This is a genomic window from Pseudomonas sp. GW456-12-1-14-TSB6 (genome assembly GCF_059424205.1).
In genome coordinates, this window is sequence record NZ_JBWKZE010000002.1 from 79,276 (window position 1) to 100,758 (window position 21,483).

The following is a 21,483-nucleotide window of genomic DNA, read 5'->3' on the forward strand; positions in this document are numbered from 1 at the left end:
CCTGCCCCACAATCACTGTCCAGACGCTGAATGCGCCGTCATCACTCAACCTGCGGCATTGTCCATGCGCACCGCGCCACGGCGGTTCTGACCGAACGCCATCACGCAGTTTCGCCCCGCGCCCTTGGCGCTGTAGAGCGCCTGGTCGGCGGATTTCAACACTTCTTCCGGGGTGCGCTGTTCCAGACGTTCGGCCACGCCGATGCTGACCGTGACCGACACACTGGACGCGCCCGAACCCGAACGCCGCTGGCGGCCCTGCTGATCATCCTGCGGGCGACTTTCCTGATTGCGCAGCTGAATGTTGTAAGACGCAATCGACTCGCGGATGACTTCCAGATGCGGCATGCACTCTTCAAGGGTTTTGCCCGCAAACACCAGGGCGAATTCCTCACCGCCGTAGCGATACGCCCTACCGCCGCCGCTGATTTTGGACAGTTTGCTGGCGACCAGGCGCAAGACCTGATCCCCCACGTCGTGACCGTGGGTGTCGTTGAATTTCTTGAAGTGATCGACGTCGCTCATCGCCAGCACATAGTTGCGCCCCAGACGCTGCATGCGCTCGTTGAGTGCGCGGCGGCCGGGCAGGCCGGTGAGCTCGTCGCGGAAGGCCATTTGATAAGCCTCGTGCGCCACCGCCGCCGCAATCATCAGCATCACCTGGCTGCACATGATGTTCAGGGTGAACGGCAGGATGAAGGTTTTCGGCAGCATCCAGAACACCCCGAGCAACCCCACCAGTTGCGCCGCGTGCAGCGGCCGCGGGTTGCGCCAGTATTGCCAGGCCAGCAGCAGAAACGCCGAGATGAACACCGGATACGACAACTGAATCAGGCTCATCCATGCGCCATGCAGCGCCGGCCAGCGGATCTCGGAAAGCCACATCAGCAAGGCCTGCGGGTAGCTTTGCTCAAGCCCCAGCGCCACGCTGCCAAAGGCCAGCAGCACGGCGAAGCGCGCGACCATGTCCTGAAACAGATGCGTGCGTTCCTGCCATGCGGCGAACAGACCGAACAGCAACGGCAGCAACAGACAGACCAAGTGGAACACCACGGCCGCGTCTTCACGCACCTTGCCGTTGTCGCGGTAATAGTCGGTCTGGGTATCGAGCAGGAAGTAGGCGATGTACACCGTGACCATCAGAAACAGCTCGCGCTGGCGTCGGTAAACCGCACAGTACGAACCGCCCAACAGCAGCACCAAGGTTGGCAATACGTTAAACAGCGAGGTGAAGAACACGTTGAGATCTTTGACGTACGCAGCCGCCAACCCCGCGAGCAACAACAGCAGTGAAGGCAGGAAATGACTGAAACGTACAGCGGAAGAACGCGGCAAGGGTAAAAGCTCCGACCCGTCATGGCAAAGAGATGGCATTGTGCCTGCAATGTGGCCAGTTAAGCACACATAATGTGATCCAGATCACAGGCTGTCTCTTTAACGGCCGAAATCGGCGGTTGCTGAGGGATTCAGTAAGGTTTTTTGCGCAACGGCCGCTAGACGGCCACCATGGCCATCATTCTTGATGGCCATGGTGTGTTTTTCTGCTCAGAGATCGTTGTAGAACGGCTGCAATGGCCCCTCTGCCGCTGGCCGGCCTTCAGCACCGTAAGGCTTGAGATAGAGCGATGCGTCCATCGCCTGACGGGTCGTGACTTTCGGACTGGCCGGGCGTTGAGTGACGGTATTCTCGTCGCCGATATGGCCCTGCGGGATCACCAGCGACGGATGATCGAACGGTGCGCGCTCCCAGGCCACGCGCGGATCGGTCAGGCCGACCTCCATGAATTTCACCAGCGCGTCGATTTCATCGGGCGTCAGGTTCAGCGCCGTCATGTCCGGGTCGAGGTTGGAGGTGTTGTGCTGGTTCACCGCCGGATGCTCGAAGCCGCTGGTGTTGTTGGCGTCTTCGCCGCGCCGGTCACCGCCACGGTTGTAGAACTCCATCACCTGCTTGAGCGTCGAGCGACTGCCGTTGTGGAAGTACGGGCCGGTCAGGGCGATGTTGCGCAGGGTCGGCGTCTTGAACGCGCCGTCGACCGAATCGCGGAAACCGACGTTCGGCTTGAGCGTCGCATCGCACGGAATCGCCGCACTCAATGGCGCTTCGAACGTGCAGACATCGACGTCCAGCGGATCGACCGAGCGGCCGCCCTGCAACACACTGTTGTACTGCCGGGTGAACGACCATGGATTGCCCCAGGCATCCGCGCCGCCGAGGGCCAGGTCTTCCGAGGTCGGGCGCACACCGGTGTTGTAGAAGCCGTTGTCGTAAAGAGTGGTCAGGTTGTCGGCCATCACCATCCGCTCGATGCGTTCGCGCGGATGCATCAGCAGGCGGCTGGCGGCGTTGGTCAGCTCCGGCCCGCCGTGGCAATTGACGCATTTGCCTTTGCCGAGAAACAGGTTCATGCCCTCGACCTGTTGCGCGTTCATTGCCGTGTGATCGCCTTGCAAATAGGCATCGATCGGCGCCTGATCGGACACCAGCGTGGCCTCATACATCTGGATCGCCAGGCCGAAGAACAGCGGGAAGTTGGCCTCCATCTGGGTATACGGCGCGCCGCCCACCAGAACGTTTTGCGTGGCGTTCCACAGCCGGGGCTGGAAGGCGTTCTTGATCAGCTCGCGATAGGTCGGCCGCCGTGCGCCAGACACCGGAGCCAGTACCGAATCCGTGGACGAGATCCGCTGCTGCTTGAGCATCAACGTGTCGAGCATCCTGCGGCCAATGTCGGCAAAGGTGCGGCCACCGCAGGACATTTCCACCGGACTGCCGGGCGGACCGACGGCTTGCGAGGCAGCTGACGCGTCATTGAGCGCCAGCCGCACTTTGGTGGCGACCGTGCTGCGTTCGCTGGTCACGTAGATCCCGGCATCCGGGTCGCGATTGCCGAACGGCGAGAAGCCGTTGAACACGTTGTTGGCCCGACCGTCCCAGAAGTTGCGCACGTTGAACGCGGCGTTGATTACCGACGGCGCGTTGCGTCCGGTGCTGCGACGTACGTTGATGCCACCGACCTGGAAAATACCGTCCGGCTGCTGAGTACATTTGTCGAAACGCGCCTGATTGGGTTTGACGAAGTTGGCGTCAAACACGCCTTGCGAGCCGACCACATCGTCCGTCGAGTACACGATGGGCGAGTTGCGCTCCAGAGGATTGCTCAGCACGTGGGTCGGGAAGTCGGTTTTCTTCAGCGTGTAGTTCGGGCCGCCCTTGCCGCCGGACAAGGTCGCGTAGGACGCCACGTCACCGGGAATGTCCGACGCCACAAACGGTTTGTTGAAGATCGACGCGACGTTGGCGTTGGTGTGCGCCTGGCCGGGGTTGAGCTGGTTGGTGATGCGGTGGTCGACGCCGGCGTGGTAGTGGCAGGACGCGCAGGCCGTGGAGCCATCACTGCCGATCTCCATGTCCCAGAACAACGCCTTGCCCAGCAGGATCGCAGCCTGACGGTTGAGCACGTAGTCGGTCATAAGGTCGACCTTGCGTCCGCCTTCGGTCCCGGACGGATCGGGGGGCACCATCCCGCGCAACGATTGCAACGAAGGCACCTCCGGCACGGGAGGATCGACCACGGCGGGGTCGGCAGCCCATGCGCTGTGGACTGCCAGCGCAACGGGTAACCAGAAGGTCAAACGAGCGAGTCGACTGATGTTCATAGGCTTCACCCTGACTGTTGTTGTTAAGTGCCGGGCGTCTTGCTTCTTTGAGCAGGCAGTTCTGGTTAGCACCGGTAAATCGGGCAGTGCAATTAATTGGCCACTCTTCTGGAAACATTTTGAATCAATAAGCGCAGGGATTCGGCCGAGCACTGGCTTCATCAATGCTGGGGAATCAGCCCCGGGATTGGGGAAATCCGGGCACAAAAAAACCGCTGCCCCCGAAGGAGCAGCGGTTTTTTGAAGGACTGCGTTAAGGCTTAGTAGCCCAGTGCGAAGTTTTCTTCTTTCATGTCCATCAGGTTGTTGGCGCCCGACAGCATGGTGGCCACGTGCGTACGGGTACGCGGCAGGATGCGCTGGAAGTAGAAGCGCGCGGTTTGCAGCTTGGCGGTGTAGAACGCCTCGTCGGTGGTGCCGGCAGCCAGTTTTTCAGCAGCCAGACGCGCCATGTCAGCCCAGAAGTAGGCCAGGCAGGCGTAACCGGAGTACATCAGGTAGTCCACGGAGGCCGCGCCGACTTCTTCGCGATCTTTCATGGCGGCCATACCGACCTTCATGGTCAGTTCGCCCCACTCTTTGTTCAGTGCAGCCAACGGTGCGACGAATTCTTTGACGGCTTCGTTGCCTTCGTTGTTCTGGCAGAACTTGTGGACGATCTTGGTGAAGCCTTTGAGCGCCTCGCCTTGAGTCATCAGCACTTTACGGCCCAGCAGGTCGAGTGCCTGGATGCCGGTGGTGCCTTCGTACAACATCGAGATGCGGCTGTCGCGAACGTTCTGCTCCATGCCCCACTCGGCGATGAAGCCGTGGCCACCGTAGATCTGCACGCCGTGGTTGGCGGATTCAAAACCGACTTCGGTCATGAACGCTTTGGCGATCGGAGTCATGAAGGCCAGCAGTGCGTCGGCTTTCTTCTTCTCTTCTTCGTCCACGCCGTATTTGACGATGTCGACCTGTTTGGCCGTGAAGTACACCATCGCACGGTTGCCTTCGGCGAATGCCTTCATGGTCAACAGCATGCGGCGTACGTCTGGGTGAACGATGATCGGGTCAGCGGCCTTGTCCGGCGCTTTCGGGCCAGTCAGGGAACGCATTTGCAGGCGATCGCGAGCGTATTTCAGGCCGCCCTGGAAGCCGATTTCGGCGTGGGCCAGGCCTTGCAGCGCGGTGCCCAGACGTGCGGTGTTCATGAAGGTGAACATGCAGTTCAGACCCTTGTTCGCTGGGCCGATCAGGAAACCGGTCGCGCCGTCGAAGTTCATCACGCAGGTCGCGTTGCCGTGGATGCCCATCTTGTGTTCGATCGAACCGCAGGTCACGGCGTTGCGTGCACCGACGGTGCCGTCGGCGTTCGGCAGGAACTTGGGAACGATGAACAGCGAGATGCCCTTGGTGCCGGCCGGTGCGTCCGGCAGGCGGGCCAGCACGATGTGGACGATGTTATCGGCCATGTCGTGTTCACCGGCCGAGATAAAGATCTTGGTGCCGGAAACTTTGTAGGAACCGTCGGCCTGAGGTTCGGCCTTGGTACGCAGCATGCCCAGGTCGGTGCCACAGTGCGGTTCGGTCAGGCACATGGTGCCGGTCCATTCGCCGGAGACCAGTTTGGTCAGATAGGCTTCCTGCTGCTCTGGGGTGCCGTGCTCGGAGATGGTGTTCATCGCGCCGTGCGACAGGCCCGGGTACATGCCCCACGACCAGTTGGCTTCGCCGACCATCTCGCTGACTGCCAGACCCAGCGACTCAGGCAGGCCTTGACCGCCGTGCTCGACGTCATGGGCCAGGCTTGGCCAGCCGCCTTCCACGAATTGCTTGTAGGCCTCTTTGAAGCCGGTCGGGGTTTTCACGCCGGACTCGCTCCAGGTGCAGCCTTCGGTGTCACCCACGCGGTTCAGCGGTGCCAGCACCTGCTCACAAAACTTGGCGCCCTCTTCGAGAATGGCGTCAACCATGTCCGGCGTTGCTTCTGCGCACGCTGGAAGGCTCTGATAGTGCGCTTCGTAGCCGAGCAGTTCGTCACGAACGAAGCGAATATCACGCAAGGGGGCCTTGTAGTCAGGCATAGCGATAAACCTCTGCTGATGTAACCGGGAATGAAAGACCGCGTTGATTTGTTGTGACGGTCAAACAGTTGTTTGAAACATACGTTTACGCCGAAATCTTGTCAAGCGTCGCCCTTTTGCCGTTCGTCAGGCGTAAAGCCTTCGTCCGGATGAAACTACCCGCCATCGGCCTCAAAAGCATATTTATTGGCTCCGAAAGAATGTCGGACTGTCAGTTTTTACAGGATAAAAATCGTTCCAAAACCTGTGTACTGACTATCGCGGACACCTCTCTAGACATGGTGGCCTGAGGAAATCTTTCAGTAGGAGAACAAAATGGAAATCAAGGCTGGTGATAACAATCACACTCACGCTCCCGGTAATCTCGACCTTACCTTCGGAACCGAAGGCCGCATCGAGATCGACGAAAGAGGTACAGCAAACTCAACCATCTCCGATAAAGACGGCAAACTGGTTGTTGTCTCACATATCAGCGACCGGTTTCGCCTGTCGCGTTACCTCGTCGACGGCACTAAAGATGACTCATTCGAGGAGAGGACCTGGAACTTCGAAGATGGCGACCAATCCACGCCGCAGCGTGTATTGCTCCAGGAAGATGGAAAAATTCTGGTCATCGGGGAGTCGCTGAAAGCCGACGCCGTGAGACCCGCTGTCACCCTTTTCAACCCCAGCGGTAGTCCCGATTTGGTGTTCGGCCGCAGAGTCATTACTACTGGTCCAGAAGGTGCAACCCCTTCACGGTCACCCTACAAGTTTGCAGATGGCTGCCTGCAAAAAGGTCAGAAGATACTTATTGCAGCGACCTACACACTTCCGTCAGGCCCTTTGAGCAGGCTTTTTTGTCTGCAAGCTGATGGCGAGACTGACAAGAGTTTTGGCGGTGGCAGCGGATTCATCGATATCAGGCTCCACGGACTCGACAGTTATGCCAACAATGTCCAGATCCAAGGCAATGGCAGCATTATCGTGGCAGGTAGCTGGAGATACGTCGATCAACAACAGAGGACACGCACCGTGGCTCGTTACACGGATGAGGGCATTCTGGACTATACCTTTGGCCAGGCAGGCTATACCGATGTCGTAGTGGCCGGCGAACGAGGAACCGAATCGCAGATTCAGGAGCTTGTCTGGGCCGATATCGTCTCTCGGGTTGCTATCCAGGATGATGACAAAATCATCATCGCCGGCTATGCGAAGGGCTCTGACGGGAACAACAGGGGTCTACTTGCCAGACTCGAAAAAGACGGCAGCATTGATGAAAACTTCAATAAGGGGGTACCTCTGCTAATTTCTGGCTCAATGGATGCCATGGACTTTTACTCGATCGGGATAGATCCGAATGGCAAAATCGTGGCCGTGGGCAGCGGTAACCTCGCAGGCACGTTAATGGAAGTTTACGAGCGGATTAGCAAAAACGGAGTAAGAGAGAATTTCTGGAGCGGATACAGTATCGGTACCTGTACTGATGTGACGATCCAACCGGGAGGGCGAGTTATCATTTCAGGGAGTTCCGGGAATAATCACAGCACTCGCTTTCCAAGAATATGGGGCCGCTTGGGCGCCTGATACCTTTTTCTGCCACGCTCGTACGCTCAATGGGCGCAGCTATTGAACTTAAGCATGAAGGGATATCGATATGTCGCCAAGTCAAACGATCAGGCAAACGTATCGATGATCGTACCGAGCATTTCATCGGAAGCCTTGGCGACTTTCACGCCCAGTTCCGCCTGAAACTTGCCTTGGGCCATTTCGACCATGTTGCTCGCCAGGTCCGATTGCTGGGCGCGATCCACGGAACGCAGACGATCGACCTGTACTTCCGAAGACTGGCTGGTGACCGAACGCTCGATGGTGCTGCTGGCGATCTGGCTGGCGGCCTGATCGACGCGGTTCTGCCCGGTCTGAATGGTGCTCAGACCTGCATAAAAAGCTGTGTTTCCGGAGATTTCCATGGGAGCTCTCATCCTTGGGAAGGATCAATGGGTGCCATTGAACCAGAGGCGTCAGAAAAACACCCGTCAAAAACACTAATGGCACAGTGCCTTGTCATAGCCAAAATCAGTCGAGCAGATCCAGTTGCAAGTGATCGGCGACCGCTTCGGCGCTGACCGCCTTGAGCTTCGGCACCCGCCCCAGGCACGGCGCCGGAATCCGCTCGGCAAGTGTCGCCAGGTTTTCCTCCAGCCGCGACGTCTTCGGATCAATGATGTTCGCCACCCACCCCGCCAGTTGCAGCCCGTCCCGGGCAATCGCCTCGGCCGTCAGCAACGCATGGCTGATGCAACCCAGGCGCACGCCGACCACCAGAATCACCGGCAGCTTCAGCGCAATCGCCAGATCCGACAAATTGTCCTGATCCGCCAACGGCACCCGCCAGCCGCCCGCACCTTCGATCAACGTGAAGTCGGCGTTCATGGCCAGAATCTCGCGCATCGGCGCCAGCAGCGATTGCACGGTCAGCGCCACACCCGCCTCACGCGCTGCCAGATGCGGCGCGATGGCCGGCTCAAACGCCACCGGGTTGACCTGTTGATAGGTCAGCGGCAACGAGCATTCGGCCTGCAACGCCAGCGCATCGGAATTGCGTAAACCTCTGGGCGTTACCACACAACCGGACGCCACCGGTTTGCCCGCCGCGGTACTCAGCCCCGCCGAGCGCGCAGCGTGCAGCAACCCGGCGGCGACGGTGGTCTTGCCGACGTCAGTGTCGGTTCCGGTGATGAAATAGGCTGCGCTCATAAGGGTTTCTCCAACACGGCGTAGACCACCTGATAGGTCGCTGGCAGCCCTTGAGGCTGACGGAACTGCTCGTAAGCCTCGACCAGCCCCAGAATCCGCGCCCGCCCGGTCAATCCACCCGGCCGGCCAGGGTTCAGGTTATGCGCGCCCAGTGCCTTGAGTTCGTGGGTCAGGCTGCGCACATCCGGGTAATGCAGCACATGCGGCCGGTTCTCCAGACAAACACTGCGCAAACCACTGGCCGCGCACAATTGCTCATAGCGGGCGAATTCGCGGAAGCGGTTGACGTGCACCAGACCATCGACCTGACGCCAGCTGTCTCGCAATTCGTACAGCGTCCCTACACAAAGACTAGCAAACGCGAAAATCCCCCCCGGTTTCAGCACCCGAAACGCTTCGCCGAGCACCGCTTCGAAGTCCGCGCACCACTGCACGGCGAGGCTGGAGAAGATCAGATCGCAGGTCGAATCCTGTAACGGCAAACGTTCGGCATCGCCAGCAATAAAGTGCATGGCCCCACCCAACGGCCGCGCGTGATTGAGCATGCCCTCGGCGATATCCAGCGCCAGCCCCTCACCAAATCGCTCGGCCAGCGCCCGGGTGAAATACCCGGTGCCGCAGCCGAGATCCAGCCAGCGTGACGGCAGAAAATCCACCGGCAAGCGATTCATCAACTGCGTACCGACATCGCGCTGCAACTCGGCGACGCTGTCATAGCTGGCCGCTGCGCGAGAAAAAGAAGCTGCGACCTGGCGCTTGTCAGGCAAGCCGCCGGGCAACGCCGCAACAGACAAATCAGTCATCACCGCACTCACTCAAAAACGCCTGGATCGCACCCGCCACACCGTGGGGGTCTTCCAGAAGAAACGCATGGCTGGCCTGCTCGATCAGACCGACCTCGACATCCGCCAGCAACGCGAACAACTCGCCCGCGGCCTCCGCCGGCACCAGCCCGTCCAGCCCGCCAAACAAATGCAGTTGCGGGCCGCGAAATGCCTGCAAGGCTTCGCGTGTATCGATCTGCGCCAACAATTCCAGACCGGCCATCAAAGCGGCCGGCGAGGTATTCGGCGCGCCGCCGAGCAACAGCCGCGACAAGCCGCGCGCATCTTGCGCGCCCTGGGCGCACAGCAGAGAGAATCGCTTGAGGGTCGTGCGCGGGTCGGCGCTGCAGCCGGCCAGAAACGCATCGAAAGTCTCGCCGGGCATCGCGCTCGGCCATTGTTCATGGGCGACAAACGAAGGATTGCTCGCCAGGGTCAGCAAGCCGCAGCAATGTTCGCCACGCCGCGCAGCCAGCTCGGAAGCGAGCATGCCACCCAGCGACCAGCCGCCAAGCCAGGCATCTTCGGGGATGCGCTCATCGAGCTCGTCGAGCCAGTCGTTCAGATCGCTGGAGTCCAGCTTCGGCAACGGCTCAATGTCGACCTGCAGGTGTTCATCGAGTCCGCGCAATGCAGCGGCCAGCGGCTCCAGCGGCGAAACGCCGAGCCCCCAACCCGGTAACAGAATCAGGCGATCACGCATGGCTCGGCTCCGACGTAAGTTGAGCAAAGGAATCGGCCAGTCCTTCTAACAATAGCTGCACCTGTGCCTCGCTGTGGGCGGCGGTCAGCGTGACCCGCAACCGTGCACTGCCGGCAGGCACGGTCGGCGGCCGGATTGCGGTGACCATCAGCCCACGCTCACGCAGCATCTGCGACAGACGCACGGCGCGACCGGCATCGCCGATCAGGATCGGCTGGATCGGCGTGAAGCTGTCCATCAGTTCCAGGCCGATCTGTTCGGCGCCGTGGCGGAACTGGCGGATCAGCGTCTGCAAATGCTCGCGACGCCAGTGTTCGCTGCGCAGCAGTTCCAGACTTTTCAAGGTTGCGCAGGCCAGCGCCGGCGGTTGGCTGGTGGTGTAGATGTACGGGCGGGCGAACTGGATCAGGCTTTCAATCAGCTCTTCACTGCCCGAGACGAACGCACCCGCCGTGCCGAACGCTTTGCCGAGTGTGCCGACCAGCACCGGCACATCCTCCTGGCTCAAACCGAAATGTTCGACGATCCCGCCACCGTTCGCCCCCAGCGGGCCGAAACCGTGAGCATCATCGACCATCAGCCAGGCGCCTTTGGCCTTGGCTTCCCGGGCCAGCGTCGGCAGATCGGCAAGGTCGCCGTCCATGCTGAATACGCCGTCAGTGACCACAAGTGTATTGCCGGTGGCTTTTTCCAGGCGCTTGGCGAGGCTGTCGACGTCGTTGTGCAGATAACGATTGAAGCGCGCGCCGGACAACAATCCGGCATCCAGCAACGAGGCATGATTGAGCCGGTCTTCCAGCACCGTATCGCCCTGCCCGACCAGTGCGGTGACCGCGCCGAGGTTGGCCATGTAACCGGTAGTGAACAACAGCGCGCGCGGCCGTCCGGTGAGATCCGCCAGGGCTTCTTCCAATTCGTGATGCGGGCCGCTGTGGCCGATCACCAGATGCGAAGCACCGCCACCGACGCCCCACTTCGACGCACCGGCGCGCCAGGCCTCGATCACTTGCGGATGATTGGCCAGGCCCAGGTAATCGTTGTTGCAGAACGCCAGCAACGGCTGACCGTCGACCACCACTTCCGGCCCTTGTGGGCTTTCAAGCAGCGGTCGCTGGCGGTAGAGATTTTCGGCACGACGGGCAGCAAGGCGTGCGGCGAGATCGAAAGACATGCAAGCCTCACGGGTGGCAAATGAATCAGCAGGCGCCGCCCGAGGCAGCGCCTGAGAAGAACGGGCGATCAGACCGCCGCGTTATAGAACTGCTCGCTGCTCTTCTGCTCCACCAGCGCCTGCTCGATGGCGGCTTGGTGGACTTCGTCGGCATGCTCTTCGCGGGCTTCCGGCTGAATGCCCAGGCGCGCGAACAGTTGCATGTCCTTGTCGGCCTGCGGGTTGGCGGTGGTCAGCAGTTTGTCGCCGTAGAAGATCGAGTTGGCGCCGGCGAAGAATGCCAGGGCCTGCATCTGCTCGTTCATCGCTTCGCGGCCGGCGGACAGGCGTACGTGGGATTGCGGCATGAGGATGCGCGCCACGGCGAGCATGCGGATGAAATCGAACGGATCGACGTCGTCGGCGTTTTCCAGCGGCGTGCCGGCAACTTTCACCAGCATGTTGATCGGCACCGATTCCGGATGCTCCGGCAGGTTGGCCAGCTGGATCAGCAGGTTGGCGCGGTCATCGAGGGACTCGCCCATGCCGAGAATGCCGCCGGAGCAGATTTTCATCCCCGCATCGCGCACATAGGCCAGGGTCTGCAGACGCTCGGCATAGGTGCGGGTAGTGATGATGCTGCCGTAGAACTCCGGCGAGGTGTCGAGGTTGTGGTTGTAGTAGTCGAGCCCGGCCTTTGCCAGCGCTTCGGTCTGATCCTGATCGAGACGACCGAGGGTCATGCAGGTTTCCAGGCCCATGGCCTTCACGCCTTCGACCATCTTCAGCACGTAAGGCATGTCCTTGGCCGACGGGTGTTTCCACGCCGCGCCCATGCAGAAACGGGTCGAACCGATGGCCTTGGCGCGGGCAGCCTCTTCGAGGACCTTCTGCACTTCCATCAGCTTTTCTTTTTCCAGCCCGGTGTTGTAGTGACCGGACTGCGGACAATATTTGCAATCTTCCGGACAGGCCCCGGTCTTGATCGACAACAGGGTGGAAACCTGGACGCGGTTGGCGTCGAAATGCGCGCGGTGCACCGTCTGCGCCTGGAACAGCAAGTCGTTGAATGGCTGAACGAAGAGTGCTTTGACTTCGGCCAAAGTCCAGTCGTGACGCAGGGTGGCAGTGGTGCTGGCGCTCATGGGCGTTTCCTTGGTTATGCTTGGCTGGTGCCTGGGAAAACGAAATACCCACAGGCACGACACGGATGTTCGGCATATTTAAGGAAGAGTCATGCGCTGTCAACCACACTACGAAAGGCCGGCTTACATCTGGTTAAAAAACAAACATAACTGCTTATTGTGCGACGAACCGGCAGACGCGCAAATCCCGATCTGCACCGCCTGCGAAACCGATTTGCCGTGGCTGGGCGATCAATGCCTGACCTGCGCCCTGCCCCTCGCCGCCGGCCTGACCTGTGGTGGCTGCCTGCAGGAGCCACCGGCCTTCGAACAGGTGGCTGTGCCCTGGATTTATGGCTTTCCGGTGGACACGCTGATCACCCGTTTCAAGCACAACGCCAAATGGCCGCTTGGCCACTTGCTCGCCGACGTTCTCGGCGAGTTTCTGCAACATCGCTTCGAAGAAGACCTGTCTCGCCCGGACGCCCTGCTACCGGTGCCGCTTGCGCCGAAACGCTTGCGCCAGCGCGGCTTCAATCAAGCGGCGATGCTCGCGCAGTGGCTGGGCAAGTCACTCGACCTGCCTTGCGAGGAACACTGTCTTTTGCGCGTGCAGGATACTGACGCCCAGCAGGCCCTCAACGCCAAAGCGCGTAAACGCAATCTGCGAAACGCCTTCGCCCTCAGTCCCGATGCCCAGGTGAAAGGCCGGCACCTGGCCCTGGTCGACGACGTGCTGACCACCGGTGCCACCGCCCAGGCGCTGGCCCGGTTGCTGATGGACGCCGGTGCCGCGCGGGTGGATGTGTACTGCCTGGCCCGCACGCCAAAACCCGGCGACGCGGCTTGACGGATACGCCTCGAGCCGCCAACGTCCTCCCTCAACCCTTCAGTACAAAGCGTCCGCCATGTCCCTGCCCAGTCTGTTGTCCCAGCACATCGTCCGCCGTCCGCAGCGCATCGCCTTGCTGCAACACATCGCCGAACAGGGTTCGATCACCCGTGCCGCGAAGAGCGCCGGCCTGAGTTACAAGGCGGCCTGGGATGCCATCGATGAGCTGAACAACCTCGCGCAGAAACCGCTGGTTGAGCGAGCGATAGGCGGCAAGGGCGGTGGCGGAGCCAAACTGTCGAGCGAGGGCGAGCGAGTGCTGCGCCTCTATCAAAAGCTGCAAGCCTTGCAGGCTCAGGTACTGGAGGCGGCCGAGGATGCCAGCGATCTGGATCTGCTCGGTCGGCTGATGCTCAGGACCAGCGCACGCAACCAGCTGCACGGCAAAGTCGTGCTGATCGAAGGTCAGGGCCGCAACGACCTGATCCGCCTCGAACTGGCTGAAGGCCTGTCGATCGACGCACAGATCACCCACGACAGCACCGTCCATCTGGAACTGCAACCGGGCACCGAAGTGGTGGCGCTGATCAAGGCCGGCTGGCTCGAACTGCTCGCGCCAGAGGCCACGCCTGCCGTCGGCCACAACCTGTTGAACGGTCGGATCGAGGCGATTCTCGACGCCGCAGACGGCCCGAGCGAAGTGCGCATCGCCCTGCCCAACGGCCAGACCTTGTGTGCGCTGGCCGAACCGCTGGACTTGCGCAGCCGTGGTCTGAAGGTCGAGCAACCGGTGCAGGTGCAGTTTTCCCCGTCCAATGTGCTGCTCGGAACACCGCTCTGAGCGCACTGCAACGAAAGCGTCATCGACCCGCATTAAGGTGGCTGCCAAAACCATGCAGGGAGCCTGATGTGAGCCTATTAGAAGAAAACCAATCCACAGACCTGGAAAAAATGGTCGGCCTGAGCCGTCGCGGTTTCATCAGCGCCGGCGCGCTGTGCGGCGCGGCGATGTTCCTCGGCGGCAACCTGCTGAGCCGCAGCGTGCTGGCCGCCAGTGTCAGCGCCGGCAACAGCCGTCTGCTCGGCTTCGACAGCATTCCGGCGGCCACCACCGACACCATCAGTTTGCCCAAAGGCTACAAGTCGTCGGTGCTGATCAGTTGGGGCCAGCCGCTGCACAAGAACGGCCCGGCCTTCGACCCGAGCGGCAACGGCACCGCGGCCGCACAGGAAGTGCAGTTCGGCGACAACAACGATGGCATGAGCCTGTTCGAATTCCCGGGCGAGAAAAATCGCGCGCTGATGGCGATCAACAACGAATACACCAACTACCGCTACCTCTATCCGCACGGCGGTATGCCGCAGTCGGCCGAAGACGTGCGCAAGGCTCTGGCCTGTGAAGGCGTGTCGGTGATCGAAGTGCAGCGCAAGAACGGCCAGTGGCAGTTCGTTCAGGGTTCGCGCTACAACCGACGCATCCACGGCAACACCCCGATCCGCCTCAGCGGCCCGGCCGCCGGCCACGAACTGCTGAAAACCAGCGCCGACAAGCACGGCAAAAAAGTCCTCGGCACTTTCCAGAACTGCGCCAACGGCAAGACACCGTGGGGCACTTATCTGACCTGCGAAGAGAACTTCACCGACTGCTTCGGCAGCAGCAACGCCCAGCAACAGTTCGACCCGGCGCAAAAGCGCTACGGCGTATCGGCCGCCAGCCGTGAGATCAACTGGCATCCGTTCGATCCGCGCTTCGACATGGCGAAGAACCCCAACGAACTCAACCGCCACGGCTGGGTCGTGGAGATCGACCCGTTCGACCCGCAATCGACCCCGGTCAAACGCACCGCGCTGGGCCGCTTCAAGCATGAAAACGCCGCACTGGCCGAGACCGATGACGGTCGCGCTGTGGTGTACATGGGCGACGACGAACGCGGCGAGTTCATCTACAAATTCGTCAGCCGCGACAAGATCAACCACCGCAACGCCAAAGCCAACCGCGACATCCTCGATCACGGCACGCTGTACGTCGCCAGGTTCGATGCCGGCGACGGCAATCCGGATCACCCGAAAGGCCAAGGCCAGTGGATCGAACTGACCCACGGCAAGAACGGCATCGACGCCAGCAGCGGTTTCGCCGATCAGGCCGAAGTACTGATTCATGCGCGACTCGCCGCCAGCGTGGTTGGCGCCACGCGCATGGACCGTCCGGAGTGGATCGTGGTCAGCCCGAAAGACGGTCAGGTCTATTGCACCCTGACCAACAACGCCAAGCGCGGCGAAGACGGCCAACCGGTGGGCGGACCGAACCCGCGCGAGAAGAACGTCTACGGGCAGATCCTGCGCTGGCGCACCGACCGCGACGATCACGCGGCGAAAACTTTCGCCTGGGACCTGTTCGTGGTGGCCGGCAACCCGGGCGTCCACGCCGGTACGCCGAAGGGCGGCTCGTCGAATATCACCCCGCAAAACATGTTCAACAGCCCCGATGGCCTCGGCTTCGACAAGGCCGGACGGTTGTGGATTCTCACCGACGGCGACTCGAGCAACGCCGGTGATTTCGCCGGGATGGGCAACAACCAGATGCTCTGCGCCGATCCTGCGACCGGTGAGATTCGCCGGTTCATGGTCGGGCCGATCGGCTGTGAAGTCACCGGAATCAGTTTCTCGCCGGATCAGAAAACCCTGTTCGTCGGGATTCAGCACCCGGGCGAGAACGGCGGTTCGACCTTCCCCGAGCACCTGCCGAACGGCAAGCCGCGGTCATCGGTGATGGCGATTACCCGTGAGGATGGCGGGATCGTTGGCGCCTGATCGGGCGAAGCTCTGATCGTTTCCGTGCACTGCACGGGAACGATCCCACTCAAGACAGCCCGTCTGCGCTACCATGCTGAGCCGGACGCGGCAGCCTGCTGCGCGCAGGAGTCAGCATGGCCCACCCGTTTGAAACCCTCACCCCAGACCTCGTGCTCGATGCAGTCGAAAGCATCGGCTTCCTGAGCGACGCGCGCATTCTGGCGCTCAACAGTTATGAAAACCGCGTCTATCAGGTCGGCATCGAAGACTCGGAACCGCTGATCGCCAAGTTCTATCGCCCGCAGCGCTGGACCAACGAAGCCATTCTCGAAGAACACCAGTTCACCTTCGAACTGGCAGACGTCGAGATCCCGGTGGTGGCGCCACTTATCCACAACGGCGAAACCCTGCACGAACACGCCGGCTTTCGTTTCACCCTGTTTCCCCGTCGTGGTGGCCGGGCGCCGGAGCCGGGCAATCTCGATCAGTTGTATCGCCTCGGCCAGTTGCTCGGGCGCATGCACGCGGTCGGCGGCACCAAACCGTTCGAGCACCGCGAAGCGTTGGCCGTGAAGAACTTCGGCCATGACTCGCTGACCACCCTGCTGGAAGGCAACTTCATTCCCAAGAGCCTGCTGCCGGCCTACGAGTCCGTCGCCCGCGACCTGCTCAAGCGTGTGGAAGACGTCTACGCCAACACGCCGCACCAGAACATCCGCATGCACGGCGACTGCCACCCCGGCAACATGATGTGCCGCGACGAGATGTTCCACATCGTCGACCTCGACGACTGCCGCATGGGCCCGGCGGTGCAGGACATCTGGATGATGCTCGCCGGCGACCGTCAGGATTGTCTCGGGCAGCTGTCGGAATTGATGGACGGCTACAACGAATTCCATGACTTCGACCCGCGCGAACTGGCGCTGATCGAACCGCTGCGCGCCCTGCGCCTGATGCATTACAGCGCCTGGCTGGCCCGGCGCTGGGACGATCCGGCGTTCCCCCGCAGCTTTCCATGGTTCGGCAGCGAGCGGTATTGGGGCGATCAGGTGCTGGCGTTGCGCGAGCAACTGGCGGCGCTGAACGAAGAGCCGTTGAAGCTTTTCTGACACGACACGTCTATACAACTGCCCGTACAATCGCTGCTTTGTTAGCTGCCTAAGCAAGGATTCTGCATGCAAGCCGCCAACCCGCGTCGCGGGTACATTCTGGGCCTGAGCGCCTACATCATCTGGGGACTGTTCCCGCTGTACTTCAAAGCCATCGCCGAAGTGCCGGCGGTGGAAATCATCATTCACCGGGTGCTGTGGTCGGCGCTGTTCGGCGCGCTGCTGTTGATGGTGTGGAAGCATCCCGGCTGGTGGCAGGAACTGCGCGACAACCCGAAACGCCTGGCGATTCTTGCGCTCAGCGGCACCTTGATCGCGGCCAACTGGCTGACCTACGTGTGGTCGGTGAACAACGGCCGGATGCTGGAAGCGAGCCTCGGTTACTACATCAACCCACTGGTGAACGTGCTGCTGGGCATGCTGATCCTCGGCGAACGCTTGCGGCGCATGCAGTGGCTGGCGGTTGGGCTGGCGGCGGTCGGTGTTGCGCAGCAGGTGTGGCAGGTCGGCAGTCTGCCGTGGGTATCGCTGGTGCTGGCGCTGACCTTCGGTTTCTACGGGCTGATCCGCAAGCAGGCGCCGGTCAAGGCACTCCCTGGACTGGTAGTGGAAACCTGGATGCTGGTGCCGATCGCCCTCGCGTGGCTGCTGTTCAATCCGACCGCCACCAGCGCCCAGGCCGAGTTCTGGACCACCTCCGAAGCCTGGTGGCTGGTGGCGGCCGGCCCGGTGACGCTGGTGCCGCTGGTGTGCTTCAACGCGGCCGCACGGCATCTGCCCTACACCACCCTCGGTTTCCTGCAATACCTGGCGCCGACGTTGGTACTGCTGCAAGCCGTGCTGCTGTTCGGCGAGCACTTGTCGTCCAGCACGCTGATCGCCTTCATGTTTATCTGGGCCGGTCTGGCGGTGTACAGCGTCGATGCGTGGCTGAGCTTGCGCCGGCGCAGCTGATCAAAAAACGCACAAACCTCCACAGGCCACGGTTCTCGTGGCCTGTATCGTTCCTTCCCAAGGTTATCCACAGCGTGATCCCCGCCGTTTGTGCGCAAGTCACTGAATGCTGGCGGTTTTTTGATCAATCTTCGCCAAGCCACGGCGGACGTGGCCTGGCGCTCAGTCTCTACAGGTTATCCACAGGCAGGTGCACGCTAAAACTGGATAACCCATTCCGCTCTCATGGATCAGTGCGCAGCACCAGTTCGACCATCAAGTCATCGGCCAGGGTTTCCAGGCGCGATTGCAGCACGTCCAGCGACAGGGTCAGCGGCACCGCCAGAATCGCCTCGGCGTGAAACAGCGGTTCACTGCTCATCGGTGCCGGGCGCACTTCGGTCACCAGCCGTTCGAGGTTGACGCCCTGCTCGCTCAGCAGCCGGGTGATGTCACGCACGATCCCCGGACGATCATTGCCCACCAGTTCCATGGCGATCGGTTTCCAGGTGCAGGCCTGTTCGATACCGCTTTCCGCCACCAGCACGCGAATCCCCTGAGCCGACAAAGCTTGTAAGGCATCGACTAATTCGTCGTAAGCCTCCGCCGGCACGCCGACCCGCAGGATCCCGGCGAACTGCCCGGCCATGCGCGACATGCGGCTTTCCAGCCAGTTGCCGCCGTGTTCGGCGATGCATTGGGCGATGCGCTCGACCTGCCCGGGCTTGTCCGGTGCGAAGACGGTGAGTACGAGGTGATCCATGGCGCAGCCCTCTTGTCATGACTTTTGTTATAGAAAAGCAAGTATAGGCAAGCGTTCCCCAGACGCCTCAGACGCTCGAAGTCACAAATCGTGTACAACTTTTTATATTTAACTGGAACAATCCATTGGTTTTTTGAGAACATCCCGTTCCGCGCCGTGACCGCAATGCGTCATGGGGTCGCAGAACGACGTAATTAGTCTGATTTTCACAACCGCAACTCATCATGTAGTATGCCGCAGCGCGCACTACATAACGCTGGATCGATGTCTGCCCAAGGCACGTTCGCAACCCTGAAAGCCCCGTCAGCAAGGCCCCCGAGCCGTTGATTGGTCCCAGCCCAGCCGCCAGCGATGGCATGTACTGGTCGAGGGGTTTGTGGTTTAAATGGCCAGAGGCTTCATTGTTAAATTGAAGAGCTGAAAAGCGAAATAGCTGAGCAGAGTGAGGCAAGCAATGACTGAACACGTTCAAGTCGGTGGCCTGCAGGTCGCCAAAGTCCTGTTCGACTTCGTGAACAACGAAGCCATTCCCGGTACCGGCCTCACCGCCGACAAATTCTGGGAAGGTGCCGACAAGGTCATTCACGACCTGGCGCCGAAGAACAAAGCCCTACTCGCCAAACGCGATGACTTCCAGGCTCGTATCGATGGCTGGCACCAGAGCCGTGCCGGTCAGCCGCACGACGCCGTGGCCTATAAAGCCTTCCTGCAAGAGATCGGTTATCTGCTGCCAGAAGCGGCTGATTTCCAGGCAACGACGCAAAACGTCGATGACGAAATCGCCCGTACCGCCGGCCCGCAACTCGTGGTCCCGGTGATGAACGCCCGCTTCGCCCTCAACGCCTCGAACGCCCGCTGGGGTTCGCTGTACGACGCGCTGTATGGCACCGATGCCATCAGCGAAGCCGGCGGCGCGGAAAAAGGCAAAGGCTACAACAAGGTGCGTGGCGACAAAGTCATCGCCTTCGCCCGTGCGTTTCTCGACGAAGCCGCGCCACTGGCGACCGGCTCCCACGTCGATTCCACCGGCTACAAGATCGCTGACGGCAAACTGGTCGTCACCCTCAAGGGCGGCAGCACCAGCGGCCTGCGCAACGACGCACAGCTGATCGGTTTCCAGGGTGACGCCAATGCGCCGATCGCGATCCTGCTGAAAAACAACGGCCTGCATTTCGAAATCCAGATCGACGCCAGCACCCCGGTCGGCCAGACCGATGCGGCCGGCGTCAAAGACATCCTGATGGAAGCGGCGCTGACCACCATCATGGATTGCGAAGACTCCGTGGCTGCCGTCGATGCCGACGACAAGGTAGTGATCTACCGCAACTGGCTCGGCCTGATGAAGGGCGACCTGGCGGAATCCGTGTCCAAGGGCGGCCAGACCTTCACCCGCACCATGAACCCGGATCGTACCTACACCAAGGTCGACGGCAGCGAACTGACCCTGCACGGCCGCTCGCTGTTGTTCGTGCGTAACGTCGGTCACCTGATGACCATCGACGCGATCCTCGACAAGCACGGCAACGAAGTGCCGGAAGGCATCCTCGACGGTCTGGTAACTTGCCTCGCGGCGATGCACAACCTGAGCGGCAACACTTCGCGCAAGAACACCCGCACCGGTTCCGTGTATATCGTTAAACCGAAGATGCACGGCCCGGAAGAAGCGGCGTTCACCAACGAACTGTTCGGTCGCATCGAAGACGTGCTGGGCCTCAAACGCAACACCCTGAAAGTCGGGATCATGGACGAGGAACGCCGCACCACGGTCAACCTCAAGGCCTGCATCCAGGCGGCCAGCGAGCGCGTGGTGTTCATCAACACCGGTTTCCTCGACCGCACCGGCGACGAAATCCACACCTCCATGGAAGCCGGCCCGGTGGTTCGCAAGGCTGACATGAAGGCCGAGAAGTGGATCGGCGCCTACGAAAACTGGAACGTCGATATCGGTCTGAGCACTGGCCTGCAAGGTCGTGCGCAAATCGGTAAAGGCATGTGGGCGATGCCCGACCTGATGGCGGCGATGCTCGAACAGAAAATCGCTCACCCGCTGGCCGGCGCCAACACCGCCTGGGTTCCGTCGCCGACCGCCGCTGCGCTGCACGCGCTGCACTACCACAAGGTCGACGTGTTCGCCCGTCAGGCCGAGCTGGCCAAACGCGCGCGCGCTTCGGTCGATGACATCCTGACCATCCCGCTGGCGGTCAACCCGAACTGGACCCCGGAGCAGATCAAGAACGAACTGGACAACAACGCCCAGGGCATTCTCGGTTACGTGGTGCGCTGGATCGATCAGGGCGTGGGCTGCTCGAAAGTGCCGGACATCAACGACGTCGGCCTGATGGAAGACCGTGCAACGCTGCGTATCTCCAGCCAGCACATCGCCAACTGGCTGCGCCACGGCGTGGTCACCGAAGCGCAAGTGATGGAAAGCCTCAAGCGCATGGCGCCGGTGGTGGACCGTCAGAACGCCAACGACCCGCTGTACCGTCCGCTGGCCCCGAACTTCGACAGCAACATCGCCTTCCAGGCGGCGGTCGAACTGGTGATCGAGGGCACCAAACAGCCGAACGGCTACACCGAGCCGGTCCTGCACCGTCGTCGTCGCGAGTTCAAGGCTGCCAACGGCCTGTAACCTGCGCGGATGCCGGACATGAAAAAGCCCTGATCTTTTGATCAGGGCTTTTTTTGTGCTCGTGAATTTGAGATTGGTGAAGGGCTTTGGATCGACCCCTCACCCCAACCCTCTCCCCAAGGGGTAGAGGGGGAAAGGGAGCAGATAGGGGACTT

Annotated in this window: 17 protein-coding genes; 7 read left to right on the forward strand and 10 right to left on the reverse strand. The window is 61.1% G+C overall.

Annotated features, from left to right (window positions below; translation table 11 throughout):
- Nucleotides 1-45: 45 nt before the first annotated feature.
- The 3 genes from AC07Y2_RS01910 to AC07Y2_RS01920 all read right to left on the reverse strand — a co-directional run bounded on the left by AC07Y2_RS01910 (nucleotide 46) and on the right by AC07Y2_RS01920 (nucleotide 5,726).
- On the reverse strand, nucleotides 46-1,335 hold the full coding sequence (locus tag AC07Y2_RS01910) for a GGDEF domain-containing protein (RefSeq protein ID WP_007959861.1): 1,290 nt from the start codon (nucleotides 1,333-1,335) through the stop codon (nucleotides 46-48).
- 210 nt (nucleotides 1,336-1,545) lie between these two features.
- Nucleotides 1,546-3,660, reverse strand: coding sequence for a cytochrome-c peroxidase (locus tag AC07Y2_RS01915; protein ID WP_103385408.1), 2,115 nt, complete (start codon nucleotides 3,658-3,660; stop codon nucleotides 1,546-1,548).
- Between the two features lie 260 nt (nucleotides 3,661-3,920).
- Nucleotides 3,921-5,726 (reverse strand): phenylacyl-CoA dehydrogenase, encoded by a 1,806-nt coding sequence (locus AC07Y2_RS01920; RefSeq protein WP_103385407.1) that lies wholly within the window; start codon nucleotides 5,724-5,726, stop codon nucleotides 3,921-3,923.
- Nucleotides 5,727-6,041: 315 nt separating this feature from the next.
- Here AC07Y2_RS01920 and AC07Y2_RS01925 point away from each other — a divergent pair, with 315 nt between their 5' ends.
- Entirely contained in the window at nucleotides 6,042-7,292 is a 1,251-nt protein-coding gene (locus AC07Y2_RS01925) for a hypothetical protein (RefSeq protein ID WP_103385406.1), read from the forward strand.
- 89 nt (nucleotides 7,293-7,381) lie between these two features.
- Here AC07Y2_RS01925 and AC07Y2_RS01930 read toward each other — a convergent pair whose 3' ends face one another.
- The 6 genes from AC07Y2_RS01930 to bioB all read right to left on the reverse strand — a co-directional run bounded on the left by AC07Y2_RS01930 (nucleotide 7,382) and on the right by bioB (nucleotide 12,287).
- A complete protein-coding gene (locus tag AC07Y2_RS01930; RefSeq protein ID WP_007959856.1) occupies nucleotides 7,382-7,678 on the reverse strand; it encodes a hypothetical protein in 297 nt (98 codons plus the stop codon).
- A gap of 106 nt (nucleotides 7,679-7,784) precedes the next feature.
- Nucleotides 7,785-8,465, reverse strand: coding sequence for a dethiobiotin synthase (gene bioD / locus AC07Y2_RS01935; RefSeq protein ID WP_007959854.1), 681 nt, complete (start codon nucleotides 8,463-8,465; stop codon nucleotides 7,785-7,787).
- Complete coding sequence (gene bioC, locus AC07Y2_RS01940; RefSeq protein WP_039768045.1) at nucleotides 8,462-9,268, reverse strand: malonyl-ACP O-methyltransferase BioC; 807 nt, start codon at nucleotides 9,266-9,268, stop codon at nucleotides 8,462-8,464. Before bioC ends, bioD begins: the two co-directional genes overlap by 4 nt.
- Nucleotides 9,261-9,992: an alpha/beta fold hydrolase gene (locus AC07Y2_RS01945; RefSeq protein ID WP_103385405.1), complete on the reverse strand. Its 732-nt coding sequence runs from the start codon at nucleotides 9,990-9,992 to the stop codon at nucleotides 9,261-9,263. Before AC07Y2_RS01945 ends, bioC begins: the two co-directional genes overlap by 8 nt.
- Nucleotides 9,985-11,163, reverse strand: coding sequence for an 8-amino-7-oxononanoate synthase (gene bioF, locus AC07Y2_RS01950; RefSeq protein WP_103385404.1), 1,179 nt, complete (start codon nucleotides 11,161-11,163; stop codon nucleotides 9,985-9,987). The genes AC07Y2_RS01945 and bioF overlap by 8 nt, the downstream gene beginning before the upstream one ends.
- A 68-nt stretch (nucleotides 11,164-11,231) precedes the next feature.
- Nucleotides 11,232-12,287, reverse strand: coding sequence for a biotin synthase BioB (gene bioB / locus AC07Y2_RS01955; RefSeq protein WP_011336244.1), 1,056 nt, complete (start codon nucleotides 12,285-12,287; stop codon nucleotides 11,232-11,234).
- A 91-nt stretch (nucleotides 12,288-12,378) separates the two neighbouring features.
- Between bioB and AC07Y2_RS01960 the strand changes: the two genes are divergently transcribed.
- The 5 genes from AC07Y2_RS01960 to rarD all read left to right on the forward strand — a co-directional run bounded on the left by AC07Y2_RS01960 (nucleotide 12,379) and on the right by rarD (nucleotide 17,954).
- Nucleotides 12,379-13,116, forward strand: a complete 738-nt coding sequence (locus AC07Y2_RS01960) for a ComFC family protein (protein ID WP_103385403.1) — start codon at nucleotides 12,379-12,381, stop codon at nucleotides 13,114-13,116.
- A 58-nt stretch (nucleotides 13,117-13,174) separates the two neighbouring features.
- Entirely contained in the window at nucleotides 13,175-13,939 is a 765-nt protein-coding gene (locus AC07Y2_RS01965; protein WP_103385402.1) for a TOBE domain-containing protein, read from the forward strand.
- Nucleotides 13,940-14,007: 68 nt separating this feature from the next.
- Nucleotides 14,008-15,909 carry a PhoX family protein gene (locus tag AC07Y2_RS01970; protein WP_103385401.1) on the forward strand — a complete coding sequence of 634 codons (1,902 nt, stop codon included), beginning with the start codon at nucleotides 14,008-14,010 and terminating at the stop codon, nucleotides 15,907-15,909.
- Between the two features lie 116 nt (nucleotides 15,910-16,025).
- Nucleotides 16,026-17,000 carry a serine/threonine protein kinase gene (locus AC07Y2_RS01975; RefSeq protein WP_007959832.1) on the forward strand — a complete coding sequence of 325 codons (975 nt, stop codon included), beginning with the start codon at nucleotides 16,026-16,028 and terminating at the stop codon, nucleotides 16,998-17,000.
- A gap of 66 nt (nucleotides 17,001-17,066) precedes the next feature.
- Nucleotides 17,067-17,954 carry an EamA family transporter RarD gene (gene rarD, locus AC07Y2_RS01980; protein WP_007959831.1) on the forward strand — a complete coding sequence of 296 codons (888 nt, stop codon included), beginning with the start codon at nucleotides 17,067-17,069 and terminating at the stop codon, nucleotides 17,952-17,954.
- A gap of 223 nt (nucleotides 17,955-18,177) precedes the next feature.
- Here rarD and AC07Y2_RS01985 read toward each other — a convergent pair whose 3' ends face one another.
- Nucleotides 18,178-18,696: a glycine cleavage system transcriptional repressor gene (locus tag AC07Y2_RS01985; RefSeq protein WP_007959830.1), complete on the reverse strand. Its 519-nt coding sequence runs from the start codon at nucleotides 18,694-18,696 to the stop codon at nucleotides 18,178-18,180.
- Between the two features lie 454 nt (nucleotides 18,697-19,150).
- Here AC07Y2_RS01985 and AC07Y2_RS01990 point away from each other — a divergent pair, with 454 nt between their 5' ends.
- Nucleotides 19,151-21,328: a malate synthase G gene (locus tag AC07Y2_RS01990; protein ID WP_103385400.1), complete on the forward strand. Its 2,178-nt coding sequence runs from the start codon at nucleotides 19,151-19,153 to the stop codon at nucleotides 21,326-21,328.
- Nucleotides 21,329-21,483 lie beyond the last annotated feature (155 nt).